Source organism: Gordonia phosphorivorans, assembly GCF_042432625.1.
GTDB classification, from domain to species: Bacteria; Actinomycetota; Actinomycetes; order Mycobacteriales; family Mycobacteriaceae; genus Gordonia; species Gordonia phosphorivorans.
The window spans coordinates 82,874-109,555 of the sequence record NZ_JBHLWV010000027.1; the positions used below are offsets into that span (position 1 = coordinate 82,874).

The following is a 26,682-nucleotide window of genomic DNA, read 5'->3' on the forward strand; positions in this document are numbered from 1 at the left end:
CTCAGCCAGCGTGTCCAAATCAAACGAGCGGTCTCGCATCCGCTAATGTGCTCCGATTCCACGGCGCCGACCGTCCCCGTTGGAGCCTCCTGTGGAAACCCACGGCCACGAGTTCCACAAGTGTGGATAACATTGTGGACAGATTGGCGGCAGGTGCAGGTTCGTGGCCCGGCGGCCGTCGGCACGTTGTGGATGTCCGCTGTGGAACTCGCGGGACGAACACGGCGAAGCAGCGGAAGAACAACAGGAAACGGGGAGTGAATCTGTGGCCGAGGAACATGGCTCATTCAGTGCGATCTGGGGTCGCGTGGTCGACGAGTTGCACAACGACCTCGCGCCGGACACGCAACCGCTGACCCGCATGCAGAAGGCCTGGCTGTCCAACGTCCAGCCGTTGACCATCACCTCCGGGTTCGCGCTGCTCACCGCGCCGAACGCCCTCATCCAGGAGCAGATCGAGCGGAATCTGCGCGACACCATCAGCAGCGCGTTGAGCCGCCAGCTCGGCGAACCGGTCGAAGTCGCCATCCGCATCGCCGAGCACCAGGAGGAACCGGCCCCCGCCCCGACACCACCACCGGCACCGGCCGCGGCAGCGCCCGTCGAGCCGGGCGCCGGGCCGTCGGAGGCCCCGCGGGCCGTTCCCGAGACCGATACCGGCGGCACACGCGATTGGTCGGCCTACTTCGAGCATCGCGAGACCACGGCGCCGGCCGACAGCACGCTGACGCTGCACCCCAAGTACACGTTCGACACCTTCGTCATCGGGGCGTCGAACCGATTCGCGCACGCCTCGGCGGTGGCTGTGGCCGAAGCACCGGCGCGCGCGTACAACCCGCTGTTCATCTGGGGGGAGTCGGGGCTGGGCAAGACCCACCTGCTGCACGCCGCGGGGCACTACGCCCAGCGCCTGTTCCCCGGCATGCGGGTCAAGTACGTCTCCACCGAGGAATTCACCAACGACTTCATCAACTCCCTGCGTGACGACCGGCAGCGCGCCTTCAAGGCCCGCTACCGCGAAGTCGACATGCTGCTGGTGGACGACATCCAGTTCCTGGAGGGCCGCGAGGGCATCCAGGAGGAGTTCTTCCACACGTTCAACACGCTGCATAACTCGAACAAGCAGATCGTCATCTCCTCGGACCGCCCGCCGAGCAAGCTCGCCACCTTGGAGGATCGCCTGCGCACCCGCTTCGAGTGGGGCCTGATCACCGACGTCCAGCCGCCCGATCTGGAGACGCGCATCGCGATTCTCCGGAAGAAGGCGCTCAGCGATCAGCTCGCGGTGCCGGACGAGGTCCTCGAGCTGATCGCCTCCCGCGTCGAACGCAACATCCGCGAGCTCGAGGGCGCCCTCATCCGGGTGACCGCCTTCTCGTCGCTGCAGAACACCGAACTGGACCTGTCGCTGGCCGAGGTGGTGCTCAAGCAGTTCATTCCGGAGTCCGGTGTCACCGACATCAGCGCGGCCGGGATCATCGCGATCGCCGCCGACTACTACGGCATCACGGTCGACGACCTGCTCAGCACCAGCAAGAGCCGACCCCTGGTGGGCTACCGGCACATCTCCATGTACCTGTGCCGCGAATTGACCGACCTGTCGCTGCCGCAGATCGGCGAGGCCTTCAACCGCGACCACTCCACGATCATTCATGCCGATCGCAAGATCCGGAACACGATCGGCTCCGACCAGGACGTTTACAACGACGTCCAGCAGCTCACGGCGCGGATCAAACAGCAGGCTCGACACTGAGTCTCAACCACTCATACAGACTTGTGCTGAGCCGTCGACCCGACCGAAACCTCGGCGTCGATGGCTCGGGTCCGTCGACGAAATGCCAGGTCAGCAGGCACCGGCACCCTGTGGAATGCCTATCGACAACTACCCCCGAACCTGTGGACAGCATCTGGACAGTTGGGGATACACAGCTTTATCCACAGGGTGTCGAAGTTGTCCACCGCCGGCGTCCACCAGTCGTCCACACCTCGAAAGTGGACCCGACCAGCATCGACAAGCGATTTCCACAGATTCCACAGGACTTATTACTACTAGTATTTTCTCTTTAAAGATCTTCTTTTAAAAACAGGCTTGGGGATACACCGGTCGCGCGCCGCTCGGCGCACGACACGCCGGGCCGGGAGCTCGGACATCGGATCTGAGTCACAAGATCTCGGCCCGGCGCTCTACAGTGGGATTCGGCGACCACCCCGTCGCCCGACCGGAGTCCGCTTCCGAGTCGGTACGTCGAGAAGGGCAATCACAGCAGATGAAGTTCCGTGTCGTGCGCGACGAGTTCGCCGAGGCCGTCACCTGGGTTGCCCGCAGCCTGCCGTCCCGTCCGCCGGTCCCGGTCCTGGGTTGCGTGGTGCTGACCGCGAACAGCGAGGGTTTGCTGGTCTCCGGATTCGACTACGAGGTCTCCGCTGCCGAAACGATCTCCGCCGAGGTCGTCGACACCGGAACCGTGCTGGTCTCCGGCCGTCTGCTCGCCGAGATCACCAAGGCGCTGCCGAACAAGCCGGTCGACGTGACCATCGACGGCGCCCGGGTCGCGATCGCCTGCGGAAGCTCCAAGTTCTCGCTGCCGACCATGCCGGTGGAGGACTACCCCGACCTGCCCGACGTGCCCGAAGAGACCGGCACCGTCTCGGGTGATCTGTTCGCTGAGGCCGTGGCGCAGGTCGCCGTGGCCGCCGGCCGCGACGACACCCTGCCGATGCTGACCGGTGTGCGCATGGAGATCGACGGCGATCGCATCGTGCTGGCCGCGACCGACCGCTTCCGTCTCGCCGTCCGCGAACTGGCCTGGATGCCGCGTGACGCCGGCGCCAACGGCGCCGCCCTGGTGCCTGCCAAGACGCTCTCCGACGCCGCCAAGTCGGCGGGCGCCGACCATGCCGGTTCGGTCGCCCTGGCGTTCGGATCCAGCACCGCGATCGGCGCCGAGGGCATCCTGGGCATCACGAGCAATGCCAAGAAGACCACCACCCGGCTGCTCGACGCCGAGTTCCCCAAGTTCCGCCAGCTGTTCCCGGCCAGCCACACCTCGGTGGCCGCGATCGAGAGCGCGGCGCTGATCGAAGCCATCAAGCGAGTCTCGCTGGTGGCCGAGCGCGGCGCGCAGATCCGGATGGACTTCTCGGACGACTCGGTGCTGCTGACCGCAGGCGGCGACGAGGCCGGAAAGGCCGAGGAGTCGCTGGACGTGCAGTTCTACGGTGACCCGATCCTGATCGCCTTCAACCCGACTTACCTGCTCGACGGCCTGGCAGCGATCGGCGCCAAGACGGTCCAGTTCGGTTTCACCAACCCGGAGCCCGACGGCTCGGGCGAGCGCCGCGCGGCGATCCGCCCGGCGGTGCTGCGTCCCGGTTCGGACGACGAGCCGGTCGCCGACGAGAGCGGTGCCTACCTCGCACCGGCGAGCGACTTCAGCTACCTGCTGATGCCGGTGCGCCTGCCGGGCTGATCGGCGACCATTGTTCGTTCGCGAACTGTCGCTGACCGACTACCGGTCGTGGGACAGCGTTCAGCTCGAGTTGCGTCCCGAGCCCACGATTCTGGTGGGGCGCAACGGGTTCGGAAAGACGAACCTGCTCGAGTCGCTGTTCTACATCGCCACCCTGCGCTCGCATCGGGTGTCCTCCGATGCTCCCTTGGTCCGCACGGGTGCGTCGTCGGCACGGATTCGCACGACGGTGGAGAACGAGGGTCGGGAACTGACCGTCGAACTGACCATCCCGACGAAGGGCGCCAACAAGGCGACCCTCAACACGGCCCCGGTGCGGCGCACCCGAGACGTCCTCGGCGTGCTGCGCACGGTGCTGTTCGCGCCGGAAGATCTCGCGCTGGTGCGGGGCGAGCCGGGAGAGCGTCGTCGATTCCTCGACGAGATCACGGTGCAGCTGCGGCCGATCGCGGCCGGCGCCCGTGCCGATTACGAGCGGGTCCTGCGCCAACGGTCGGCGCTGCTGAAGACCGCGGGCGCCGCGATGCGGCGTTCGTCGGCCGACGCCGACTCGGTGATGAGCACCCTCGACGTCTGGGACGACCAGTTGGCGCAGTTCGGCGCGGAGGTCACCGCCGACCGACTGGCCGTCGTCTGGCAACTGAATCCGCTGGTGGAGCAGGCGTATTCGTCGATCGCGCCGCATTCGCGGCGTGCGGGCATCGCCTACCGCTCGGCCGCCGGGCCCGAGCTGGACGAGGTGGCCGGCGGCGCGGAGTCGGTGGCCGATATCCGCGACATCCTCGGGCAGCGACTCCGGGACGTGCGCGCCAAGGAGATCGATCGAGGCATGTGCCTGGTCGGGCCGCACCGGGACGACCTGTACCTGCACTTGGGGGAGGAACCGGCGAAGGGCTTCGCCAGCCACGGCGAGTCGTGGTCGATGGCACTGGCGCTGCGGCTGGCCTGCGTCGAGATCCTGCGGGCCGACGGAGTGGAGCCGGTCATCATGCTCGACGACGTCTTCGCCGAGCTCGACGTGGCGCGTCGGGAGAAGTTGGCCGAGTTCACCGCCGACGCCGAACAACTGTTGATCACCGCCGCCGTGGGTGCCGACATTCCCGAGGTCCTCGCCGGTCGCCGCATTTCTGTCGGTGTGGTGGAGGACGATAAGGGTCGACGCTCACAGATCATCGGCGATGAGCGACCGGCGGAGGAGGCGGGATGACCGACGAAAGCAGCGACCACTCGGCGGGGTACGAAGTGGCACGCCGCGCGCTGGAGCAGGCGCGCGCCGAGGCCAAGGCCGCGGGCAAGCAGGTGGGCCACGGGCGCAGTGGACCGATTCGCTCGTCGGCCGGCGGCGGTCGGGACCGCAAGCGTCGTCGCTGGTCGGGGTCGGGACCGGACAGTCGGGACCCGCAGCCGCTCGGCCGGCTCACCGGCGCGGTGGCCCAGTCGCGGGGCTGGTCGTCGAAGATCAGCGAGGGAACGGTGTTCGCGTCGTGGACCACCGTGGTCGGCGCGGACATCGCGGCACACGCGGAGCCGACGTCGTTGGCCGACGGCGTGCTCTACGTACAGGCCGAGTCCACCGCGTGGGCCACCCAGCTGCGATACATGCAGTCGCAGATCTTGGCCAGAATCGCCGACGCGGTGGGCAACGGGGTGGTGCGGAGTCTGCGCATCACCGGGCCGTCCGCGCCGTCCTGGCGGAAGGGGCCGTTGCACGTCTCCGGGCGCGGACCCCGCGACACGTACGGATAATCGCTCGCTGAACGCGCCGAGACGCGATCGAAGCCGGTTGAACACAATCGGACCCATGTTGAGAGAAGTTCGCCGATCTGCGGCGCTGTCAGGCCGTGGCGAAGCAACCTTCTGGACGACTACGAAGTACACTTGGCTCCAAGTGTTCTCAATGAGAAGGAGCGGACGCGTCCCGTGGCCGACACCAGCAAATCCGAGTCGAAGAAGACTGGCAAGAACAATCCCGGCGATTACGGCGCCGACTCCATCAGCATTCTGGAGGGTCTGGAAGCCGTCCGTAAGCGCCCCGGTATGTACATCGGTTCCACCGGTGAGCGGGGCCTGCACCACCTGATCTGGGAAGTCGTCGACAACTCGGTGGACGAGGCGATGGCCGGGCACGCCACGCGCGTGGACGTGACGCTCACCGCCGACGGCGGCGTCGAGGTGATCGACGACGGTCGCGGTATGCCGGTCGGGATGCACGCCACCGGTGTGCCCGCAGTCGAGGTCATCATGACCCAGCTGCACGCCGGCGGTAAGTTCGACTCCGACTCGTACGCGGTGTCCGGTGGTCTGCACGGCGTCGGTATCTCCGTGGTCAACGCGCTCTCCACCAAGGTGGAACTGGAGATCGCGCGCAACGGCGGCCTCTGGCAGCAGACCTACGACTACGCCACGCCGGGTCCGCTCACCGAGGTCGGCGCCAGCTCGGCGACCGGCACGACCGTCCGGTTCTGGCCGGACCCGCAGATCTTCGAGACCACGGTGTTCAACGCCGAGACCGTCGCGCGGCGCCTCCAGGAGATGGCCTTCCTCAACAAGGGCCTGACGATCACCCTCACCGATGATCGCGTCACCGAGGCCGACGCCGAGGCCGAGGAGGACGACGCCAGCATCAAGTCGTCGGAGGAGAAGGCCTCGGCGATCGCCAAGGTCAAGTCCCGGGTGTACCACTACCCGGACGGCCTGGTCGACTACATCCGGCACCTCAACCGCACCAAGACCGGTATCCACAGCACCATCGTCGGCTTCGGCGCCAAGGGCGAGGGCCACGAGGTGGAGATCGCCATGCAGTGGAATGCGGGCTACTCCGAGTCGGTCCACACCTTTGCCAACACGATCAACACGATCGAGGGCGGCACCCACGAAGAGGGCTTCCGTGCCGCGCTGACCAGCACGGTCAACAAGTACGCGCTCGACAAGAAGCTGATCAAGGAGAAGGACGGCAAGCTCACCGGCGACGACATCCGCGAGGGTCTGGCCGCGGTGATCTCGGTGAAGGTGGCCGATCCGCAGTTCGAGGGTCAGACCAAGACCAAGCTGGGCAACACCGAGGTCAAGGGCTTCGTGCAGAAGGCCTGCAACGAGCATCTCGGGCACTGGTTCGAGGCCAATCCGGCCGAAGCCAAGATCATCATCCGCAAGGCCGCTGACTCGGCGCAGGCCCGGATGGCGGCGCGCCGCGCTCGCGAACTGGTGCGTCGCAAGACCGCCACCGACATCGGCGGCCTGCCCGGCAAGCTCGCCGACTGCCGCAGCAACGATCCCACCAAGTGCGAGGTCTACATCGTGGAGGGCGACTCGGCCGGCGGTAGCGCCAAGTCGGGCCGAGACTCCATGTACCAGGCGATCCTCCCGCTGCGCGGCAAGATCATCAACGTCGAGAAGGCACGCATCGATCGGGTGCTGAAGAACGCCGAAGTGCAGTCGATCATCACCGCCTTCGGCACCGGCATTCACGACGAGTTCGACATCAGCAAGCTGCGCTACCACAAGATCGTGCTGATGGCCGACGCCGACGTCGACGGCCAGCACATCGCTACGCTGCTGCTCACGCTGCTGTTCCGCTTCATGCGACCGCTGATCGAGCACGGCCACGTCTTCCTGGCACAGCCGCCGCTGTACAAGCTCAAGTGGCAGAAGGGTTCGGCGCCGGACTTCGCCTACAGCGACCGCGAGCGGGATGCACTGCTCGAGGCCGGTAAGGCCGCGGGCAAGCGGATCAACATGGACGACGGCATCCAGCGCTACAAGGGTCTGGGCGAGATGAACGCCAGCGAGCTGTGGGAGACCACCATGGATCCCGACGTGCGCGTGCTCAAGCAGGTCACGCTCGACGACGCGGCCGCTGCCGATGAGCTGTTCTCCATCCTGATGGGAGAGGACGTCGCGGCCCGTCGCGGCTTCATCGCCCGCAACGCCAAGGACGTCCGGTTCCTGGACGTCTGACGCGTCCGCGAATCCTTCCGCAACTTCGCGCCGGTCCAGACCACAGGTTGAGGTCCACCTCAGACCCGCAGGTCGAAGCCGTCGAAACCAGAAAGTGAACTCATGAGCGACGACACCAACGTTCCGGATGATTCCGCGGCGGTGACACACGACCGCATCGAGCCCGTCGATCTCGGGCAGGAGATGCAGAACAGCTACATCGACTACGCGATGAGCGTGATCGTGGGCCGCGCGCTGCCCGAGGTGCGCGACGGCCTCAAGCCGGTGCATCGTCGGCTGTTGTACGCCTCCTTCGACGCCGGATTCCGTCCGGAGCGCGGCTATGTGAAGTCGGCGCGCCCGGTCTCGGAGACGATGGGTAACTACCACCCGCACGGCGACAGCTCGATCTACGACGCGCTGGTGCGTCTGGCCCAGCCGTGGTCGATGCGCTATCCGCTGATCGACGGCCAGGGCAACTTCGGTTCCCGCGGCAACGACGGTGCCGCAGCCATGCGTTACACCGAGGCCCGGCTCACGCCGTTGGCGATGGAGATGCTGCGCGACATCACCGAGGAGACCGTCGATTTCACGCCGAACTACGACGGCAAGACCGAAGAGCCGACGGTGCTGCCGTCGCGCATTCCGAACCTGCTGATCAACGGTTCCGGCGGTATCGCCGTCGGTATGGCCACCAACATTCCGCCGCACAACCTCAACGAGGTCGCCGACGCGGTGTTCTGGGCGCTGGAGAACCCGGAAGTGGACGAGGAAGCCACCCTCGAGGCCTGCATGGCTGCGGTCAAGGGCCCCGATTTCCCCACCGCGGGACTCATCGTGGGTGGTCAGGGCATCAAGGATGCCTACACCACCGGGCGCGGCAGCGTGCGCATGCGCAGCGTCGTCGACATCGAAGAGGTCAAGGGCACCACCACCCTGGTGGTCACCGAACTGCCGTACCAGGTGAACCCGGACAACCTGATCGCCTCGATCGCCGAGCAGGTGAACGACGGAAAGCTCAAGGGCATCAGCAAGATCGAGGATCAGTCCTCCGACCGCGCCGGCCTGCGGATCGTCGTCACGCTGCGTCGTGACGCGGTCGCCAAGGTGGTGCTGAACAACCTGTACAAGCACAGCCAGTTGCAGACCAACTTCGGCGTGCACATGCTCTCGATCGTCGACGGCGTCCCGCGCACCCTGCGTCTGGATCAGATGATCCGGCTGTACGTGGCGCACCAGATCGAGGTCATCGTGCGTCGGACCCGCTACCGGCTGCGCAAGGCCGAGGAGCGGGCCCACATTCTGCGCGGTCTGGTCAAGGCGCTCGACGCCCTCGACGAGGTCATCGCGCTGATCCGTGCGTCGGCGAACACCGATGCGGCGCGTTCCGGCCTGATGGACCTGCTCGACATCGACGAGATTCAGGCGGACGCGATCCTCGCGATGCAGCTGCGTCGCCTGTCGGCGTTGGAGCGCCAGAAGATCGTCGACGAGCTCGCCGAGATCGAGCGCGAGATCGCCGATCTGAAGGACATCCTGGATCGTCCGGAGCGGCAGCGTGCCATCGTGCGCGACGAGCTCAAGGAGGTTGTCGACAAGTACGGCGACGATCGTCGTACCAGGATCATCGCGGCCGAGGGCGACATGTCCGACGAGGACCTCATCGCTCGCGAGGACGTGGTGGTCACCATCACCGAGACCGGGTACGCCAAGCGCACCAAGACCGACCTCTACCGCAGCCAGAAGCGCGGCGGCAAGGGCGTGCAGGGCGCCGGCCTGAAGCAGGACGACATCGTCGCTCACTTCTTCGTCACCAGCACCCACGACTGGCTGCTCTTCTTCACCACCAAGGGCCGGGTGTACCGGGCCAAGGCGTACGAGCTGCCCGAGGCCAACCGCACCGCGCGCGGTCAGCACGTGGCGAACCTGCTGGCCTTCCAGCCGGAGGAGCGCATCGCGCAGGTGATCCGCATCAGCGGCTACACCGACGCCCCGTACCTGGTGTTGGCCACGCGCAACGGCCTGGTCAAGAAGTCGGCGCTGGAAGCCTTCGATTCCAACCGTGCTGGCGGCATCGCGGCCATCAACCTCCGCGGCGACGACGAGCTCGTGGGCGCGCAGCTGTGCGCCGCCGAGGACGACCTGCTGCTGGTGTCCAAGAAGGGCCAGTCGATCCGCTTCCACGCCGACGACGAGACGCTGCGGCCTATGGGCCGGCAGACCTCCGGCGTGCAGGGCATGCGCTTCAACGACGATGACGAACTGCTGTCGCTGAACGTGGTGCAGGACGACACCTTCCTGCTGGTGGCCACCTCGGGCGGCTACGCCAAGCGCACCGAGATCGCCGAGTACACCGCGCAGGGTCGCGGTGGCAAGGGCGTGCTGACCATCCAGTACGACCCCAAGCGCGGCGAACTGGTCGGCGCGATCATCGTCGACCTCGACAGCGAGGTCTACGCGATCACCTCGGGCGGCGGCGTCATCCGCACGATGGCCAAGCAGGTCCGCAAGGCCGGACGTCAGACCAAGGGCGTGCGCCTGATGAATCTGGGCGACGGCGACAGCCTGCTGGCGATTGCGCGCAATGCCGACGAGCCGGACGACGAGCCCGCGGCGGAACCGCAGTAAGCACTCGATGAGTCGTAGGGTTGTGAGCAACCCAGCAGTGAGGACAGGTTAGTGACCAAAGGCAACCAGCCCGAGGACTCCGTATCCGAGCGCGGCGCCGTTCCGCCGCCCTGGAAGCGCGGGGAGACCACGACGGCGACCGGGCTGACGTCGGGCGACGTGGCCAAGGCCGCCGCCGCGTCGACCGATCAGCCGCCGGCCCCGCTCGGCCCGACCGCAGGTACGCCGTCGGGTGCTCCGACGCGGGCCGTCCCGGCCATGGGTCCGGACGCGCCGCAGCGCCGGCAGCCCGAGGGGCCGCGGCCGTCGTCGAACGCTCCCGGTCCTCAGGGGCCGCCGGCCTCCGGCGGTCCGGCCGGTCCGGCGCCTGCGGGCAAGGCTCCGGCTCCGAGTAACCCGGCAGCAGGTAACGCGGGCCCGAACACCGCGCCGCCTACCTCTCCGGGACCCAGCACCGGACCCAGCGCTCCGGTCGCCGGTCCACCGGCACCGAAGGACACCCCCGCACCGGCGGCCGCGGACGCAGCCAAGACCGAGTCCGCCGAGCGGGCACCCGCCGAGCGCGTGGCGGCTCGTCGCATCCCGGCGGCGGCCACCATCGGGACTCCGATGCGCGCCGCGGTGCAAGTGCGGCGCGTGGATCCCTGGTCGATCTTCAAGGTGACCGGCGTGCTGGCTGTGGCGGGCTTCTTGATCTGGATGATCGCCATCGCCGTCCTGTACGGCGTGCTGGCGGGCATGGGGGTCTGGGACCAGATCAACGGCTCGTTCGGCACCTTGGTGAGCGCCGACGGCACCAGCGACAACGCGAGTTTGATCTCGTCGGGGCAGGTCTTCGGATTCTCCGCGCTGTTCGGGGTGTTCGCCGCGATCGTGATGACCGCGTTGGCCACCATCCTGGCGTACATCTACAACGTGTGCGCCGACGTCGTGGGCGGTTTCGAGATCACTCTGGCCGATCTCGACTGATCGAGTTCCGGGATGGCGATTGCCCCGCTGACCAGCCGTTTTGGTGGTTGCAGATCTGTCGGGTAATGTTCCATTTCGGTTCAAGGGCCTATAGCTCAGGCGGTTAGAGCGCTTCGCTGATAACGAAGAGGTCGGAGGTTCAAGTCCTCCTAGGCCCACCAGTACGACCCTCCGGCACAGCCGGTACGGGGCCTTAGCTCAGTTGGTAGAGCGCTGCCTTTGCAAGGCAGATGTCAGGAGTTCGAATCTCCTAGGCTCCACAGAAGAAGGCCGATTTAAGAAGTAGCGGCAGCGTGGATACGTCAAAGCCCCAGGCAAGAAGATGCCTGGGGCTTTTCCGTGCTGGAATCGTCGGCGGACAGGTGATGGTCCGGGTCGACGACGCCGTGCAGTCGTCCTCGGTGTCAGCAGCAGTCGGGTTTGAGCGGGGTATAGATCTCGGTCAGTGCCTGCTCGAATGCGTGCTCAGCCTGAATCGCTTCCGGTGTGCGCTGGTAAATTGTCCGGCCGGCGCGGATGGTCTCCAGCACCCGAGTGTCCTTGATGCGATATCGATTCTCGGTGAACACGTCACGGTCGACGACCATTAGGTCGGCGGCCTTACCGGGTTCGATCGACCCGTGTGTCGACTCCATCCGCAATTGGTAAGCGGCACCGCGGGTGTAGCCGCGGACCAGATCGGTCAGCTCGAGTCGTTCGGCCGGGTCACCGAGAACCGGCGCGTTCGGTCCGCCGTCCGCTGCCTGCCGGTTATGCGAGACCTGCATCGAATAGAACGGATCCGAGAAGTCGATCCACCCCAGGCTGACGGTGTCAGAACAGAAGGCGAGAACCGCACCGGACTCGATGAGCGGGCGAATCCGGAATACGCGACCAGTGCGCTCGGGGCCGTACGATTCCTCGAAGAATTCGGTGGGCACATCACCGTTCCATGCCGGGGTGAAGCTTGCGATCACGCCCAGTTCCGCGAATCGTGGGATGTCCTCCTCAGCGAGCAGCGGTAGGTGTGTGAGAGTCAGACGAACTGCGAGATCGTTGCCGACCTGCCGGCGGGCGCGGTCGTAGGCGTTCAGCATGGTGCGCGCCGACTGATCTCCCCAGCAGTGAACGTGCAGGTCCAACTCCTCCTCATGGAGTTCTACGATGAAGTCGACCATCCTGTCCTCACTGACCAACGTCGCTCCGCGCGTGTGCGGCGCGTTACTGTACGGCTCCAGCAGCGCGCCGGTCTTAGCGGTGTGGAGGCCGTCGAAGTGCACCTTGACGGTGCGGAATCCGATGTTCGGACCGGTGTACGTCGCCTGCAGACGACGGAGTTCGCTCACCGCGGTGTCCAGCTGTGTCGGTAGGTAGACATGGTGACAGCCTTCGTAGCGCAGCGGTAGGGTCCCAGCCGCGTCGAGCTCGGACAGAGTCTGATAGATCATGTCGAAGAAGCCGAGATTTCCGGCGTCGAAGAGGGTTGTGACGCCGTGTGCGACCAGGTAGTCGAGGTAGGTCTGCAGTATTTCCCGCACCTCGTCGGTGGGGCCGAGGATACGTGCGACCGCCGACAACGCTGTCCATCCGGCACCCTCGATGCCCCAGCCGGTGAGGTCACCGTTCTCATCGCGCTGGAAGCCGGTCAGATCGGCCACGATGTCGCGGGGATCCTGATTCTCGGCGTCGACCAGTTCCAGTGCCTTGCTGTTGAGCCAGCAGCCGTGCGCCCAACGTTCGAGCAGAACGACGGGACGTTCGCTCTCGATCGCATCGAGGTCGTGCTTATCGGGTCCGTCGGAGCCGAAGTCCTCCTGCCGCCAGGCTGCGCCCCAGATGCACGGCGCTTCCGGGTTTGCTTTGACGTAGTCATCCAGCCCTGCGAGCAGGGTCTCCTTGGTAGCGAACGGCAGTGGCTTCACGTCGGTGAAGGGCAGTGGTGCGGCGCTGCCACCGAGCGCCACCAGACCAGGATGGGTATGACTGTCGATGAACGCGGGGAAAACGAGGTTTCCGTCGAGGTCTTGAATCTCGGTTTCGGAGCCTGTCCACGCGGAGGCTTCTGCGGTGCTGCCGGCGAACGTGATCGTGCCGTCTGTGATGGCAACGGCTTCGACCCACGGGTGGTCGTCGTTGACGGTGTAGAACCTGCCGTTCACGAGAACTCGGTCGGCGGGACGGGGACTCGGGGTATTCATGTGCTTCCTCCTGGATGACGGGTCATGCAGAAGGGACGTTAGGGCCCTCTCGGCCCTCACCGATATTGGTCGAATGTCCAATACCTGCGGACGCATTCGGTCGGTACGATCGGAACTTGCTCTTCGGTTGATCTCGCGGGAGGAGGCGAATGGGCAAGCTCGACGCAGAGTTTTCCGGGCTGAGCGGCCAGGAGGTCTCAGTCCTTTTGGATATCGCCGAGATCGCGGGCGCCGGGCTGCCGGTGAGCGATTCGTTCGCCGCTGTCTTCGAGTCCATCGAACGTCTCGTACCGCTGGCCGCGGGTGCCCTGTGTGTTCCCGACCCGAGGACCGGCTACACCCGAACCGTCGCCTCGCGCGGCTATTCGACCGACCTCCTCGACTTTGTGAATGACGGGTATCGACGTCACGACCCCGCATACGAGTGGATGCGGCGCACCGGTGCGGAGTTCGCGAACTGGCGCAGCCCGGACTTCGACTATTCGCGCAGCGCCTCCGTGCACGACTGGTTCCGCCCGGCCGGGTTCTCCGGTGGCTCCACCAGCCGTCTACGGGTGCGTGGCCGCGGTATCGGCGAACTGCACCTGAGTACGGACGATCCCAGGTGGCCGCCACCGCGGACGCTGGCCGTGATCGGCCGAATGGCGCCGTTGGTGGCGGCAATACTCGGCGATCTGATCGTTCCCCAGCGGCTACTGGACAGTGAGCCTCCGGGTACCTGCGGCACCATCGTGATCGGTGATGGGACGGTGGCGTTGCCTGGGCGTCGACCGTGCGAAGTGTTGAAGAAACGAAAGGACGTCGTAGAGAGTCTGCGACGAATAGCGGCTCGGGAAGTCGGATCCATGGGCAGTCGGTACCGGTGGTTCGACGGTGCCGACTGGCAGGTGGTGATTGCGGTGCCGCTGGCCAGCGGATTGCTGGTGATGCACCGCGCCGAACTCTTGCCCCTGGGCTTGACCGCTCGTCAACTCGAGGTGATGACGCTGGTCGCCGGCGGAGCGACCAACCAGCGCGCGGCCAAGCGGCTAGGGGTGACCCCGGCCACGGTCAGTCGACATCTTGAGCACATCATGGACAAGCTCGGTGTGGACAATCGCGTCGCGTTGAGCCGCATCGTCCACGAAGAGGGTCTGCGACTGTTGCTGCCGGACGATCCGGGCCGGGACGAACTACCGTCGTTCCTGCGCTGAGTAGCGCAGCCGGTCAGTCACGCGTGTCGGCGGTCGCGACCAGCTCGTCGTCCGGCTGGGGTCGATTCGCGTAGTGGTGCGTGAGGCCCTCGGCCTTGGCCAGGTCGGTGATAGCGCGGAACACGTCCTTTGACGCCTCGGCCCACGGCATCAGGATCGGGAAGACGTGGAACATGCCGGGCTGCTCCATGGCACGCAGGCGGACGCCACCGTCGCGGAGTTTGTCGCAGAACTCGCGGATTCCGTCTCGGAACATCTCCTGGTCGCCCCAGCAGACGAAGGTGGGTGGGAACCACTCCGGCTCGGGCTGGCTGTAGACCACCGAGACGCGCCCGTCGTTGGGCTGGATACCGCGCAGGTACGCGGTCACCGGGATGTTCCACGGGAGAACGTCGGTCGGAGCGTTGTCGACCACCGACGCGTGATTCAGGTCCAGGTCCACCTCGGGGGAGAACAGCGCCAAGCCGGCGGGCTTGGCCATGCGCTCCTCGTGCAGGTAGACGATGAGCGACGTCGCGAGTCCGCCGCCACCGGAATCGCCGGCCACGATGAGGTTGTCGGCTGCGATTCCGAGGTCGAGCAGTCCGCGGTAGGCGTCGGCGGCGTCGTGCAGCGCGGCGGGGAAGGGGAACTCGGGCGACATCCGGTAGTCGGGGATGAAGATCTGGCAGCCGGACAGCCGCACCAGGGCCGCGGCGAACATCGTGTACATCGACGGGGTCGTGCCGAAGTAGCCGCCGCCGTGCAGATACAGGATGGTCTTGTCGTGCGCCTTGGGCGGATCGTCGTGAGCGGCGACGGCGGGCTTCTCGCGGCACCACAGCCCCTGCTGGCCGCCGACGACGCCCTCTTCGATCTCGACACCGCCGAAGGTGCCGACGATCGGCGGCAGGATGGCGGCGCAGATGGTGTCGAGGATCTTCTCCATCGACCGAAACTCTTCGATCGGCAGGCTCACCGAGTACCCCAGGAACGATCGGATCGTCTGCCGGGTCACCGCCTGCCCGATGTTGTCGAGAATCCCACTCGGTCCCTTGAGTGGATTCTGGAACGGAACACGGGCCAGGCCGTTGAGCATCGTGTCGGCCAGACCGAGCACGGTCAGTGCCTCAATCGGCTTGGATGCAGTCCTAACGCCTTCACGATCAGCCATAACCATGGCGTTTACTCTAGGCGAAACTCAGCGGGGCGGGGTGCGGGCCGATACGGCGACCGCGGGTGACGGCGACTCAGCGTAGACGACGCGCCACGAAGTCGGCCGCGCGGATCGTGTCACCGTTCACCGAGTAGAGCACGTGCTGTGGGGTGGGTCCGCCCACCCTGCTGCCGTCGCAGACGTTGTCACCGGCGATGCAGTAGCGCACGGTCTTACCGCGGTAGGCGGCGCCGACCTTCATGCTGGGCGCACCCACCTGGCGAATCCAATGCGGCGAGGGTGTGCCGAACAGCACGACCGCCGTGATGTGCTTGGCGAACTCCGGGGCGAGCGGCTTGGGGGCGTAGGCCCGGTAGCGCAGGTATTTGGCCGGGATGTCGATGCGGTCGGCCACGGCGTAGGTGGCCACCACCGCACCCTGGGAGTATCCACCGAGGACGATGTCGGTGCGGGGGCAGCGGCGGGCGATGGACCTGATCTGCCGCTGTGCATCGTTGATGCCGTCGACGACGTTGTGTGCGATGCCGAGCCGGTCGGAGAAGTTGCTGCTCGCCGGATAGTTCACCGCCGAGGTACGGACGGACTTGCCGCGCACCCGATCGTCGAGGGCCTGAGTGAACGAGAGCCCGGTGATCCCGACGGGCGGTGCCAGTTCCGCGGTACCGCGGGCGAACACCACCTGGACGTCCGCACAACCGGGAGCGGCGGTCGCTGGAGCGCCGGTGCCGGCGATCACGCCGGTCACCGCCAATACGGCCGTCGCGATGATCGTCAGTGCGCGTCTGAGCATGTGACCGATCGTACGGGACTTAAGTCCCGGATCGCAGCGCTGTTTCGCGGAGCGTCAGAGCAGAATCCACAGATAGCTGAGCAGAGCGAGCAGCCAGAACACCACCCACAGCCACCCGAGGATGATCGCCCACTTGGCGAACGGCTGACCTTCGAGCTGGTCGGTGGCGGTCTCGCTGCGTCCGCGATAGCCCAGCCAGAGGCCGAAGGGCACGGTGATCAGGAGGAAACCCAGCCCGGACAGCACGAAGCCGACGATCGCCGACACGCTGAGCTTCCTGGACTGGGGAGCGTCGGACGTGGTGCTCGCGGTGTTCCGCGAAGGTGCGGCGGGTGGAGGCGTCACTGGCGTGCTCCGCTCGGGGGTGTCGGTGGGCTCACTCGCCGGTGCGCTGGAACGATCCGCCGAGAAGTTCTTGGTCTTCTCCGACACCGCCGAGTAGGCGAGCGGGGCCTGTGCTGGTGGGGTGTGCGGGTGCGGTGCCGGTGCTTGCGGGGCTGGGGCTTGCGATGCCGGTGCTGGGGCGTGGGGTGTCGGGGCCTGGGGGGACGGCTGCTGGGCGGCCTGGTGCTGCGGTGCGTGTCCCGGCGCGCCCTGCGGGGCCGGGGGTCGACCGGACATCGGTGCCGGCGCACCGGGTCGCGGTCCGGGGCCGCCCGCGGGCGAAGGCTGCGGCGGACGCGGAGCCTGGCCCGGACCGGGGCCGGCGTTCATCGCCTGCGGCGGCGCAGCGGGACCGGGTGTCGCGGAGTGGCCGGGTGCGGAGTGGCCAGGTGCGGGGTGACTCGGTGCGCCGTGGCCGGGTGCGGAGTGAGTCGGCGCGGCCGGACCGGACGGGGCCGGACCGGACGGGGCAGGACCCGACGGGGCAGGATCTGGCGCAGACGCACCGGGGGCAGGCGGGAAGCCGGCCGGACCGGGCGCGCTGGGCGTCGGACCTGCCGCGGAATCGCGAGACTCTTCGGGTGCCACGAACCTAAACTACCCGTTCGCCGCGCTCGACCACACTTTCGCGCCGACGATCAGCGCACATCCTCGATCCGCGGCGGCGCCGCGGCGACGGGCGGATGCACCGTGCGAGCGCGGCGTGCGGCCAGCACGATCACGGCGAGGAGGGTGGCAACGGCGGACGCGGTAATGCCTGCGGCTTTGATCGACATGCTTCCAGCGTGCCAGGTGACCCGACCATGAGCCACTTGACGTGGTTGTATGGGAAGGGTGAGTGAAGAGAAGAAGACCGCGACCCTGCACACCAATCGCGGCGACATCATCATCGAACTGTTCCCGAACCATGCGCCCAAGACGGTCGCCAACTTCGTCGGCCTGGCCGACGGCTCGCGCGACTACTCGACGGCGAACGCCAAGGGCGGCGACAGCGGACCGTTCTACGACGGCAGCATCTTCCACCGCGTGATCGACGGCTTCATGCTGCAGGGCGGCGACCCGACCGGCACCGGTCGTGGCGGCCCCGGCTACCAGTTCGCCGACGAGTTCCATCCCGACCTGCAGTTCGATCGCCCGTACCTGCTGGCCATGGCCAACGCCGGCCCGGGCACCAACGGCTCGCAGTTCTTCATCACCGTGGCGCCGACCCCGCACCTGAACCGTCGCCACACCATCTTCGGTGAGGTCACCGACGCCGCCTCGCGCGCCGTCGTCGACGCCATCGGCTCCACCGCGACCGATCGCGCCGATCGTCCGGTGGACGAAGTGGTGATCGAGAGCATCGAACTCAGCTGACGGTGCAGCACACCTGCTACCGGCACCCCGACCGCCCCACCGCACTTTCTTGTACGCGGTGCGGGCGGTCGGCCTGTCCGGAGTGTCTACGGCCCGCCCCGGTGGGCCAGCACTGCCTCGACTGCCTCGCGCAAGAGGCGGGTTCGGCCCGCGTCGGCACCACCGTCCCGGTGGAGGCCGAGGATCGCAGCACGGCGACGCCGTACGTGACCTACGGGCTCATCGGCGTGAACCTGGTGCTGTTCCTGGCCTGCCTGGTGCAGGCCGGCGGCACCGACCTGATTCAGTCGTCGGTTATGCGGGCGGGTCTGCTGCCCACCGGCTATTACCTGGACTTCGAGTACTGGCGCCTGTTCACGTCGGGGTTCCTGCACTGGTCGGTGACGCACATCCTGGTGAACATGGTGTCGCTGTACATCATCGGCCGTGATCTGGAACGACTGTTCGGGCCGGCGCGGTATCTGATGATCTATGTGACCAGCCTGCTCGGCGGCAGCGCCGCGGTGCTGGCCCTGCAGAGCGGTCTGTCGTTGACCGCCGGGGCCTCGGGCGCGATCTACGGCCTGATGGGTGCGCTGCTGGTGGTCGTCGTGCGACTCAAGCTGCCGACGACCTCGCTCTTGGTCGTGATCGGTTTCAACATCATCATCTCGTGGAGCATCCCGGGAATCTCCCTGTGGGGGCACCTGGGCGGCCTGCTGTTCGGTGCCCTCGGCGCACTCGCCGTGCTGTGGCTGCCGATCGTGGTGGTGCCCGCCGCACAGCGCACGGCGGCCAAGGTCACCAGGGTCGGCTGGTTCGCGCTCGGCGGCCTCTTCGTCGTCGCGCTGGGTGCCGGCCTCGGCCTGGTGAGCGCGCTCAGCCTGTAGCCGGGTCAGTCCGACAAGTCATCGTCGCCGCGGGTTCGATCGTTCAACACGAAACCCGCGGCGACGAGTCGTTCGGCCACCGCTTGGGGATTGGCGCCCAGATCCCACTGTCCGAAGACCGCGAGGCGATGCTCGGTGGTCTCGATCATCAACTGCCGTGCGCGGAACGCCAGGCGACGCGTCTCGAGCATCTCGATCGACTCGACGTCGGCCGGCGTCAAGTGGAACCGTCCGCGCAGGGTCCCCACCGTCAGCACCGGTCCGGGTGCCAAGGACAGTCGGGGCCGACGCAGCAAGGCCACCGCCCCGGAGGCGATCACCACCGCGGCGGCGATCGCGAAGAAGATCATCGCCGGCGGTTCGGTGTACGACGCGGCCGCGGCGACCGCGAAGGCTGCGCCCACACCGACGAGCGCGATGCCCGCGGGGATCGGCGTCGCCCACTGTTCCACAGCATCATTCACAGAGTTATCCACAGGAGTTACCCACATGGGGAGAAGTTACGCACATGTGATTTCCACACTGTGGATGAATTACACACATGTCATTCACTCCGTTGTGGGCAACATCGATGCAGGTCAGCGCCATCCCATGGTCATCAACAGGCCCACGACGCCCAGACCGAAGCCGATCAGCAGGTTCCACGACCCGAGTTCGTACATCCAGTTGAGGATCTGGCCTTCCTTGCCGAGCGCACTGGTGGCGCTGGAAGCGGCCAAGTAGTACACAAGCAGCCACGCGAGTCCCGCGAGCATGAATCCGAACATGACGGTCTGGTACACGACACCCGAGGGGCCGGCCTTGACCTTCACCGGCGTGCGGCTCGCCGTGTTGATCGTGTAATCGGTCTTCTTCCGCACCTTTGACTTAGGCATGCTCCTACGGTATCCCAGCGGCACCGACCGGCGGGAGACCGCTAACCTTGCAACGTGCGCATTCTCGTCATCGACAACTACGACAGCTTCGTCTACAACCTGGTGCAGTACCTCGGCCAGCTTGGGGTGGATGCCGACGTGTGGCGCAACGACGACTCGCGATTGACCGATGTCGACCAGGTGGTCGCCGACTACGACGGCATCCTGCTGTCCCCGGGACCGGGCACCCCGCAGCGCGCCGGGGCGACGATGTCGATCATTCCGGTGGCGGCGGCCGCGGGAACTCCGCTGCTGGGCGTCTGCCTCGGCCACCAGGCGATCGGTGCGGCCTTCGGCGCCACCGTCGATCGTGCCCCCGAACTGCTGCACGGCAAGACGTCGCTGGTGCGGCACAACGGCGAAGGGGTGCTGGCCGGTCTCGCCGATCCGTTCGTGGCCACCCGCTACCACTCGCTCACCGTCCTGCCGGAGACCATTCCGGATGAGCTCATCGTGACCGGACGCACCGAGAACGGCATCGTGATGGCCATGCGCCATCGTGACCTGCCGATTCACGGCGTCCAGTTCCATCCGGAGAGCGTGCTCACCGAGGGCGGCCACCGGATGCTGGCCAATTGGCTGCGGCTGTGCGGCCTCGACGTCCCCGAAGCGCGGGTGGCTGCGCTGGAGGCCGAGGTCGCGAGCGCGCTCACGCCCTAACGGCACCCGTCCGGGACGAGCCCGGGTCTCGCCGGCTGGATCAGCCCGGCAGCAGGCTGGAGCGTCCGATCACCACGGACACGGCCTCGTCCTTCTTCATCGGAGTGCCGGCGGCCGGCGTCTGCGCGATCACCTTGCCGTCGTTACCCGATCCCAGGCCGACGGGCCGCTGCGTCGTGGTCAGGGTGCTGTCCTTCCACCCCGCCGCGGTCAGGGCGCTCTTGGCCTGCTCGAGGGTCTTGCCGCGCAGGTCCGGAACCACGAACTGGTTGCCGCGGGAGATGGTCACCTGCACCACGCTGCCGACCTTGATGGTCTGGCCGGCGTTCGGGGAGCTGGAGACCACCTGTCCGGCGGGACGCTCGGAGTCGCCGGCGACGGCGACCATCTCCAGTCCCATCTGCTCGAGCGTGGTGCGGGCCTGCGCTTCGGTCTGACCGACCAGGTCGGGGACCGACACTTCCTTGGGGCCGGTGCCGACGAAGACCACGACGGTGGCGTTCACCGCCACCTCGCTGCCGGTGGCGGGCGTGGTGCGCACCACCTTGTCCTTGAGCGCGGCCGACGAATCGGTCTCCTGGGTCTTCACCTCGGTGAAGCCCAGTTTGTGCAGGGTGTCGGTCGCATCCTTGACGCTCTTGCGCCGCAGGTCGGGAATCGCACGGCGTTCCGGCCCGGACGAGATGTACAGCGTCACCTCCGAACCCTTGCGGGTGGGCACGGAGTTGGCGGGCGCGGTGCGGGTGGCCTTGCCCTCCTCCACATCCAGGCTGGCTTCCTTCAGGGTCTTCACCCGGAAACCGGCCTGTTCGAGGTTGTCCTTGGCGGCGTCGGCGGCCAGCCCGGTGACCCCCGGGACCGCGATCTGTTCTCCGGAACTGTTCCACGGTGACCACGCGAACATGCCGATGCCCAGCACGAGCACCAGCAGCACCGCGATCGCGGCCTTGGCGCCCCGGCGTCGGTGCAGGGGCAGCGCGGGGTCGTACTCGGTGGCGCGGGAATGCCGGCCGTCGGCGCGTCGTCGGCCGCTGACCGGGGCGACGGTCCGGCCGGGCGTCTCCAGCAGCTCGTCGTCGGATTCGTCGAGCAGCATCGGTGCCAGCGGCTTGCCGCCGGCGAGCACCCGGATCAGGTCCGACCGGAAATCGGCCGACGTCTGGTAGCGGTTGGCCGGATTCTTGCTCATGGCCTTCATGACCACCGAGTCGAGCTCCGGCGCGATGTCCGGGTTCACCTGCGACGGGCGCCGCGGATCCTCGTGGACGTGCTGGTGGGCGACGGCGATCGGCGAGTCGCCAGTGAACGGAGGCTCACCGGTGATCAGCTCGAACAGCACGCAGCCCATCGAGTAGATGTCGCTGCGCGGGTCCACCTTGATGCCGCGGGCCTGCTCGGGCGAGAGGTACTGGGCCGTGCCCATCACCGCGGAGGTCTGCGTCATGGTGGCCGAGGTGTCGTCCATCGCGCGGGCGATACCGAAGTCCATCACCTTCACGGCGCCGTGATGATCGATCATCACGTTGGCCGGCTTCATGTCGCGATGCACGATCCCGGCGCGATGGGAGAAGTCCATGGCCGCGGCCACGTCGGCCATCCAGGTCATCGCCTGGCGCGGGGCGATAGGCCCGTTGCTGCGCAGCACGTCACGCAGCGTTTCGCCGTCGACGTACTCCATGACAATGAACGGCAGCGGGCCCTCGGGGGTGTCGGCCTCCCCGGTGTCGAAGACCTGCACGATCGTCGGATGGTTCAGCTTGGCCGCGTTCTGCGCCTCCCGGCGGAAGCGCAGGTAGAACATCGGATCGCGGGCCAGGTCGGGCCGCAGGATCTTGATGGCGACATCGCGATGCAGCAGCAGATCACGAGCGAACTGGACCTCGGACATGCCGCCGAAGCCCAGCGTCTCGCCGAGCTGGTAGCGGTCGGAGAGCAGTTCGTCCGGATCCATCTATCGACCGCCCAGACCGGGGATCTGCGGGATCCAATCGGGAATCGGATTCACCGGCGACGGTGAACTGGTCGTCGGCTCCGGCTCCGGCTCGGGCGCTTCGCTGGAGCTGGGTTCGCTGCTCTCCGTGGTCTCCGAACTGGTCGATTCGGAGGTCTGCGGGGTGCTACGCGGCGTCGAGGTGGGCCGCTCCGGGACGACGGTGCGGATCTCGGTGGACACCGAGGGCGTGGTGTTCTCGCGGTTCGACGACATCGACGGATCGAACAGCCAGTAGCCGATCAGGGCGATCGCGGCCAGCAGCAGGAAACCGGCGATACCGGCCAGCACCTTGTGCCCGGTGCTCCAGCTGTCGTCGATGATCGGCGGCGGAGGCGGCGCCGATGCGGCCGCGGGGGTGGGTGCCGGTGCGGCGACCGGGGCGGTCGCCACGCGCGTCTGCGGTCGGTTGCCCGCGGCGGCACCGCCGCGCGGGACCGGCGGCCGTTGCCCGTTGCGCACCACGGCCACCGCTTCGGCGAACTCGCCGCCGGTGGCGTAGCGCTGCTGCGGGTCCTTGGCCAGCGTGATCGCGATCAGTTCGCGGACCGGGGCCGGCAACGAGTCCGGCAGCGGCGGCGGCGGATCCTGGATGTGCTTCATCGCGACGGTGAGCGGGCCGTCGCCGACGAACGGGCGCTGCCCGGTCAGCGCCTCGTAACCCACCACGCCGAGCGAGTAGACGTCCGAGGCAGCGGTGGCCTCGCCGCCGGTGGCCTGCTCGGGCGAGATGTACTGGGCGGTGCCCATCACCATGCCGGTCTGGGTGACCGGCGCGGCGTCGACCGCCTTGGCGATACCGAAGTCGGTGATCTTGACCTGACCGGTCGGGGTGATCAGGATGTTGCCCGGCTTCACGTCCCGGTGCACCAGCCCCTGAATGTGCGCGGCCTGCAGCGCCCAGCCGGTCTGCTCCAGCATGTCCAGGGTGTGCGCCAGCGACAGGCTGCCCATGCGGCTGATCACCGAGTTGAGCGGTTCGCCGTCAACCAGTTCCATCACCAGGTAGGCGAGCGGGTCGCCGCCGTTACGGTCGGGCGTCTCGCCGTAGTCGAAGACGTTGGCGATGCCCGGATCGTTGAGCCGGGCGGTGGTCTGCGCCTCGGTGCGGAACCGGGCCAGGAAGGTCGGGTCGTTGGAGTACTCGGCCTTGAGGACCTTGACGGCCACGTGCCGACCGAGCCGGGTGTCGAGTGCTTCCCACACCTGGCCCATTCCGCCGGTGGCGATCAGTCGGACCAATCGGTACCGGTCGGCGATGATGGTGCCGTTCTGCAGGCTCATCAGTTACCTCCCGTATAAGCATTCAACACTGCGCGTCCAATCGGGGCGGCAATCACGCCACCATAGGATTCGGCTCCCTGATTTCCGTTCTCCACCACTACGGCGACGGCGATCCGGGAGTTCGAGCTCGGGGCGAAGGCGATGTACCAGGCGTACGCGCTTCCGCTTCTGTTCGGATCGGTGGTACCGGTCTTCGAGGCGATCCCCGATTGTGAACGGTAAGTCTGTTGTTCTGATCGCACCATCATCTCCGCGAGGGAATCGGCCTCCTCCGCGCTGATCGGTCGATTCACCGACGATGGCGTCGTGGTGGACACGGTGCGCAGATCCGCGGTCTGCAGCTTGTCCACCAGGTAGGGGCGCATCCGGATCCCGCCGTTGGCGACGGTCGCGGCGATCACCGCGTTCTGCAGCGCGGTGACCCGGACGCTGCGCTCACCGATGGACGACTGCGCGAGGGCGGCCTTGTCGTCGTCGAGATCGCCGACGGTCGACTTGGCGACGTGCATCGGGATTCCCGGCGGGTTCTCGCCGACCCCGAACTTCTTGGCGGTGCCGGTGAAGGCGTCGAACGGATTGCCGGGCAGCTTCTCGGTGACCAGCTGCGCGAATGCCGTATTGCACGAGTACTCGAAGGCCTGGGTGAGGCTCACGGTGCCGCCGGTGGAGTCCGGGCACCGTTCGGCGTTGTTGTTGGGCAGCGACGCCGACGAGTCGGGCAACGGGAACGTCGCCGCGGCGGTCAGGCGCATCGTCGGCGACAGGCCCGCGGCGAGCGCCGTCGCGGTGGTCACCACCTTGAAGGTGGAGCCCGGCGGATAGAGCTCGTCGATCGCGCGGTTGGTCATCCGCGAGGGCACGTCATCGCGGGTCAGCTCCACCCAGCTGCGTTCGGCGGCGGCCGAATCCTGCGTGGCCAGCGAGTTCGGGTCGTAGCTGGGGGTGGAGACCATCGCCAGGATCTTGCCGGTGGACGGATCGAGCGCGACGACGGCGCCGCGGCACACCCCGTCGCACTGACCGTTGCGCAGGGCCTCGAAGGCCGTCGTCTGCAGGCGCGGGTCGATGGTGGTCACCACGTTGCCGCCGCGCGGGTCGCGGCCGGAGAACATGTCCGCGAAACGCTGGGTGAACAGGCGATCGTCGCTGCCGCTGAGGAACGGCCCTTCGGCCGACTCCAAACCGCGGTCGGCGCCGTAGCGCAGCGAGTAGAAGCCGGTGACCGGGGCGAACGCGTTCGGGTTGGTCGGGTACTCCCGCTGATACTTGAACCGATTGCCGCTGGGCACCGAGCGTGCGAGCACGGTGCCGTCGGCGGCCACGATCATGCCGCGCTGGCGCGAGTACTCGTCGAACAGCACTCGGGCGTTGCGGGGATCGTTGCGCAGGGCATCGGCCCGGAACACCTGGATGTAGGTGGCGTTGCCGAGCAGGAGCACGATGATGACGATCACCGCGATCGAGACGCGCTGGATGGGTCGATTCACTTGCGCACCACCTGGGTGGGCATGGCGTTCACGGGTGCCTTGGGTCGCGGCTTGGGCACGTCGGGTTCGCGTGCCGCGTTGGAGATCCGGATGAGCAATGCCAACAGAATGTAGTTGGCCAGCAGCGACGAGCCGCCGTACGACAGGAACGGCGAGGTGAGGCCGGTCAGCGGGATCAGCTTGGAGACGCCGCCGAAGACGACGAACAGCTGCACCACGATGGTCATCGACAAGCCGGCGGCCAGCAGTTTGCCGAAGCTGTCGCGCACGGCGATCGCCGTCCGCAGGCCGCGCATCACGAAGATGAAATAGAGCATGAACAGCGCGCTGAGGCCGACGAGGCCCAGCTCCTCACCGAACGAACTCAGGATGAAGTCGGTGTTGGCGAAGGGCACGATGTTGGGGCGCCCGGAACCCAGACCGGTGCCGAACAGGCCGCCGGTGGCCAACCCGAAGAGGCTCTCGGCCACCTGATAGCCGGCGTCGTAGTACAGCGCGAACGGGTCCTGCCACACCTTGACGCGGATCTGCAGGTGCTCGAACAGCTGGTAGGCCACCACCGCGCCGACGGCGAACAGGCCGACGCCGAGCATGAGCCAGCTGACCCGTTCGGTGGCGATGTAGAGCATGGTCAGCACGGTCGCGAAGATCAGCAGCGACGTGCCCAGGTCGGTCTCGAAGGCCAGCACGCCGAGCGTGATGATCCAGGCGGCCAGCAGCGGACCCATGTCGCGGGCGCGCGGGAAGTCGATCCCGAGGAACTGCCGGCCCGCGTTGGTGAACAGGTCGCGCCGGGACACCAGGAAGGCCGCCGTGAAGATGATGATCAGGATCTTGGAGAACTCACCGGGCTGAATGTTGAACAGCGGGGTGCGGATCCAGATCTTGGAGCCGTTGATCTCCGACATCGACGCGGGCAGGATCGCCGGCAGCGCCAGGAAGATCAGACCGGCCGCACCCAGGGTGTACGCGTAGCGCGCCAGCGTGCGGTGATCGCGCAGCAGGATCAGGGTGGCGGCGAACGCGAGGATACCGATCGCCGCCCACAGCAGCTGCTGGTCGGCGTTGTAGGTGCGCTCGGTGGCGTTCATCAGCTCGTCGGTGCGAGCGGTCCCCAGATCGAGCCGGTGGATCATCACCAGACCCATGCCGTTCAGGGCCGCCACCGCGGGCAGCAGGGCGGGGTCGGCGTACGGAGCGAAGCGGCGGATCACCAGATGGGCGACGCCGAACAGTGCGGCGTAGGCACCCATGTACTTCGCGAGATCCCAGGAGACCTCCTGCGCCTGCGCGACCTCCACGATCAGCAGCGCGACCGTCACCAGCACCAGCGCACAGACCAGCAGCACCAGCTCGGTGGTGCGGCTGCGGTCGGCGGGTGCCGCGGCGGACGCGTGCGGAACGGGGGAGTCGGTCATC

General features: G+C 67.1%; 23 protein-coding genes and 2 tRNA genes. 14 read left to right on the top strand and 11 right to left on the bottom strand.

Going from position 1 to position 26,682, the window contains the following annotated elements; genetic code table 11:
* Nucleotides 1-265 precede the first annotated feature (265 nt).
* The 9 genes from dnaA (at nt 266) to ACFFJD_RS14775 (ending at nt 11,263) form a co-directional block, all read left to right on the top strand.
* The gene (gene dnaA, locus ACFFJD_RS14735) at nt 266-1,753 is read left to right on the top strand and encodes a chromosomal replication initiator protein DnaA (protein ID WP_382365472.1); all 1,488 of its coding nucleotides are present in this window, start codon (nt 266-268) and stop codon (nt 1,751-1,753) included.
* Between the two features lie 514 nt (nt 1,754-2,267).
* A complete protein-coding gene (dnaN, locus tag ACFFJD_RS14740) occupies nt 2,268-3,470 on the top strand; it encodes a DNA polymerase III subunit beta (RefSeq protein ID WP_382365474.1) in 1,203 nt (400 codons plus the stop codon).
* Nucleotides 3,471-3,480: 10 nt separating this feature from the next.
* Nucleotides 3,481-4,677, top strand: a complete 1,197-nt coding sequence (recF, locus tag ACFFJD_RS14745) for a DNA replication/repair protein RecF (RefSeq protein WP_382365476.1) — start codon at nt 3,481-3,483, stop codon at nt 4,675-4,677.
* Nucleotides 4,674-5,216, top strand: coding sequence for a DUF721 family protein (locus tag ACFFJD_RS14750; protein ID WP_382365478.1), 543 nt, complete (start codon nt 4,674-4,676; stop codon nt 5,214-5,216). The genes recF and ACFFJD_RS14750 overlap by 4 nt, the downstream gene beginning before the upstream one ends.
* Nucleotides 5,217-5,390: 174 nt before the next feature.
* Nucleotides 5,391-7,427: a DNA topoisomerase (ATP-hydrolyzing) subunit B gene (gene gyrB / locus ACFFJD_RS14755; protein WP_382365480.1), complete on the top strand. Its 2,037-nt coding sequence runs from the start codon at nt 5,391-5,393 to the stop codon at nt 7,425-7,427.
* Nucleotides 7,428-7,529: 102 nt separating this feature from the next.
* Nucleotides 7,530-10,034: a DNA gyrase subunit A gene (gyrA, locus tag ACFFJD_RS14760; protein ID WP_382365482.1), complete on the top strand. Its 2,505-nt coding sequence runs from the start codon at nt 7,530-7,532 to the stop codon at nt 10,032-10,034.
* A gap of 51 nt (nt 10,035-10,085) precedes the next feature.
* Nucleotides 10,086-11,003 carry a DUF3566 domain-containing protein gene (locus ACFFJD_RS14765; protein WP_382365484.1) on the top strand — a complete coding sequence of 306 codons (918 nt, stop codon included), beginning with the start codon at nt 10,086-10,088 and terminating at the stop codon, nt 11,001-11,003.
* Nucleotides 11,004-11,087: 84 nt separating this feature from the next.
* Nucleotides 11,088-11,164: transfer RNA gene (locus ACFFJD_RS14770), tRNA-Ile, on the top strand.
* A gap of 26 nt (nt 11,165-11,190) precedes the next feature.
* Nucleotides 11,191-11,263, top strand: a tRNA-Ala gene (locus ACFFJD_RS14775).
* Between the two features lie 144 nt (nt 11,264-11,407).
* Here ACFFJD_RS14775 and ACFFJD_RS14780 read toward each other — a convergent pair.
* Entirely contained in the window at nt 11,408-13,180 is a 1,773-nt protein-coding gene (locus tag ACFFJD_RS14780) for an amidohydrolase (protein ID WP_382365486.1), read from the bottom strand.
* Between the two features lie 149 nt (nt 13,181-13,329).
* On the opposite strand from ACFFJD_RS14780, the gene ACFFJD_RS14785 reads away from it, so the two are divergent.
* Nucleotides 13,330-14,373, top strand: a complete 1,044-nt coding sequence (locus ACFFJD_RS14785; RefSeq protein ID WP_382365488.1) for a response regulator transcription factor — start codon at nt 13,330-13,332, stop codon at nt 14,371-14,373.
* Between the two features lie 13 nt (nt 14,374-14,386).
* On the opposite strand, the gene ACFFJD_RS14790 is transcribed toward ACFFJD_RS14785, so the two are convergent.
* The 3 genes from ACFFJD_RS14790 to ACFFJD_RS14800 form a co-directional block, all read right to left on the bottom strand.
* Complete coding sequence (locus ACFFJD_RS14790; RefSeq protein WP_382365490.1) at nt 14,387-15,532, bottom strand: alpha/beta hydrolase; 1,146 nt, start codon at nt 15,530-15,532, stop codon at nt 14,387-14,389.
* Between the two features lie 70 nt (nt 15,533-15,602).
* Entirely contained in the window at nt 15,603-16,319 is a 717-nt protein-coding gene (locus tag ACFFJD_RS14795) for a cutinase family protein (RefSeq protein ID WP_382365492.1), read from the bottom strand.
* Between the two features lie 54 nt (nt 16,320-16,373).
* On the bottom strand, nt 16,374-16,586 hold the full coding sequence (locus ACFFJD_RS14800; RefSeq protein ID WP_382365494.1) for a DUF4190 domain-containing protein: 213 nt from the start codon (nt 16,584-16,586) through the stop codon (nt 16,374-16,376).
* Nucleotides 16,587-16,617: 31 nt separating this feature from the next.
* Here ACFFJD_RS14800 and ACFFJD_RS14805 point away from each other — a divergent pair, with 31 nt between their 5' ends.
* A complete protein-coding gene (locus ACFFJD_RS14805; RefSeq protein ID WP_382365496.1) occupies nt 16,618-16,761 on the top strand; it encodes a hypothetical protein in 144 nt (47 codons plus the stop codon).
* Between the two features lie 580 nt (nt 16,762-17,341).
* Here ACFFJD_RS14805 and ACFFJD_RS14810 read toward each other — a convergent pair.
* Complete coding sequence (locus ACFFJD_RS14810) at nt 17,342-17,479, bottom strand: hypothetical protein (RefSeq protein WP_382365498.1); 138 nt, start codon at nt 17,477-17,479, stop codon at nt 17,342-17,344.
* Between the two features lie 49 nt (nt 17,480-17,528).
* On the opposite strand from ACFFJD_RS14810, the gene ACFFJD_RS14815 reads away from it, so the two are divergent.
* Complete coding sequence (locus ACFFJD_RS14815; protein WP_382365500.1) at nt 17,529-18,059, top strand: peptidylprolyl isomerase; 531 nt, start codon at nt 17,529-17,531, stop codon at nt 18,057-18,059.
* 101 nt (nt 18,060-18,160) lie between these two features.
* Nucleotides 18,161-18,928 (top strand): rhomboid family intramembrane serine protease, encoded by a 768-nt coding sequence (locus ACFFJD_RS14820; RefSeq protein ID WP_382365502.1) that lies wholly within the window; start codon nt 18,161-18,163, stop codon nt 18,926-18,928.
* Nucleotides 18,929-18,933: 5 nt separating this feature from the next.
* On the opposite strand, the gene ACFFJD_RS14825 is transcribed toward ACFFJD_RS14820, so the two are convergent.
* Both ACFFJD_RS14825 and crgA read right to left on the bottom strand, forming a co-directional pair.
* Nucleotides 18,934-19,392 carry a PH domain-containing protein gene (locus ACFFJD_RS14825; protein ID WP_382365504.1) on the bottom strand — a complete coding sequence of 153 codons (459 nt, stop codon included), beginning with the start codon at nt 19,390-19,392 and terminating at the stop codon, nt 18,934-18,936.
* A 114-nt stretch (nt 19,393-19,506) separates the two neighbouring features.
* On the bottom strand, nt 19,507-19,803 hold the full coding sequence (gene crgA, locus ACFFJD_RS14830; protein WP_382365506.1) for a cell division protein CrgA: 297 nt from the start codon (nt 19,801-19,803) through the stop codon (nt 19,507-19,509).
* Nucleotides 19,804-19,857: 54 nt separating this feature from the next.
* Here crgA and ACFFJD_RS14835 point away from each other — a divergent pair, with 54 nt between their 5' ends.
* Complete coding sequence (locus tag ACFFJD_RS14835; RefSeq protein WP_382365508.1) at nt 19,858-20,502, top strand: aminodeoxychorismate/anthranilate synthase component II; 645 nt, start codon at nt 19,858-19,860, stop codon at nt 20,500-20,502.
* Nucleotides 20,503-20,542: 40 nt separating this feature from the next.
* Here the strand turns inward: ACFFJD_RS14835 and pknB are convergent, their stop codons facing one another.
* Genes pknB through ACFFJD_RS14855 form a run of 4 tightly spaced genes read right to left on the bottom strand, consistent with a single transcriptional unit; the run spans nt 20,543 to nt 26,681 of the window.
* Nucleotides 20,543-22,453, bottom strand: a complete 1,911-nt coding sequence (pknB, locus tag ACFFJD_RS14840) for a Stk1 family PASTA domain-containing Ser/Thr kinase (RefSeq protein WP_382365510.1) — start codon at nt 22,451-22,453, stop codon at nt 20,543-20,545.
* A complete protein-coding gene (locus ACFFJD_RS14845; protein WP_382365512.1) occupies nt 22,454-23,776 on the bottom strand; it encodes a protein kinase domain-containing protein in 1,323 nt (440 codons plus the stop codon).
* Nucleotides 23,776-25,263 (bottom strand): peptidoglycan D,D-transpeptidase FtsI family protein, encoded by a 1,488-nt coding sequence (locus tag ACFFJD_RS14850; protein WP_382365514.1) that lies wholly within the window; start codon nt 25,261-25,263, stop codon nt 23,776-23,778. Before ACFFJD_RS14850 ends, ACFFJD_RS14845 begins: the two co-directional genes overlap by 1 nt.
* Entirely contained in the window at nt 25,260-26,681 is a 1,422-nt protein-coding gene (locus ACFFJD_RS14855; RefSeq protein ID WP_382365516.1) for an FtsW/RodA/SpoVE family cell cycle protein, read from the bottom strand. Before ACFFJD_RS14855 ends, ACFFJD_RS14850 begins: the two co-directional genes overlap by 4 nt.
* Nucleotide 26,682: the final 1 nt, after the last annotated feature.

Excerpts from the sequence above, each read along its gene's own strand:
- dnaN (WP_382365474.1), top strand. The coding sequence starts at position 2,268 with ATGAAGTTCCGTGTCGTGCGCGACGAGTTCGCCGAGGCCGTCACCTGG.
- ACFFJD_RS14750 (WP_382365478.1), top strand. The coding sequence starts at position 4,674 with ATGACCGACGAAAGCAGCGACCACTCGGCGGGGTACGAAGTGGCACGC.
- gyrA (WP_382365482.1), top strand. The coding sequence starts at position 7,530 with ATGAGCGACGACACCAACGTTCCGGATGATTCCGCGGCGGTGACACAC.
- ACFFJD_RS14780 (WP_382365486.1), bottom strand. The coding sequence starts at position 13,180 with ATGAATACCCCGAGTCCCCGTCCCGCCGACCGAGTTCTCGTGAACGGC.
- ACFFJD_RS14785 (WP_382365488.1), top strand. The coding sequence starts at position 13,330 with ATGGGCAAGCTCGACGCAGAGTTTTCCGGGCTGAGCGGCCAGGAGGTC.
- ACFFJD_RS14790 (WP_382365490.1), bottom strand. The coding sequence starts at position 15,532 with ATGGTTATGGCTGATCGTGAAGGCGTTAGGACTGCATCCAAGCCGATT.
- ACFFJD_RS14795 (WP_382365492.1), bottom strand. The coding sequence starts at position 16,319 with ATGCTCAGACGCGCACTGACGATCATCGCGACGGCCGTATTGGCGGTG.
- ACFFJD_RS14810 (WP_382365498.1), bottom strand. The coding sequence starts at position 17,479 with ATGTCGATCAAAGCCGCAGGCATTACCGCGTCCGCCGTTGCCACCCTC.
- ACFFJD_RS14815 (WP_382365500.1), top strand. The coding sequence starts at position 17,529 with ATGGGAAGGGTGAGTGAAGAGAAGAAGACCGCGACCCTGCACACCAAT.
- crgA (WP_382365506.1), bottom strand. The coding sequence starts at position 19,803 with ATGCCTAAGTCAAAGGTGCGGAAGAAGACCGATTACACGATCAACACG.
- pknB (WP_382365510.1), bottom strand. The coding sequence starts at position 22,453 with ATGGATCCGGACGAACTGCTCTCCGACCGCTACCAGCTCGGCGAGACG.
- ACFFJD_RS14845 (WP_382365512.1), bottom strand. The coding sequence starts at position 23,776 with ATGAGCCTGCAGAACGGCACCATCATCGCCGACCGGTACCGATTGGTC.
- ACFFJD_RS14855 (WP_382365516.1), bottom strand. The coding sequence starts at position 26,681 with ATGACCGACTCCCCCGTTCCGCACGCGTCCGCCGCGGCACCCGCCGAC.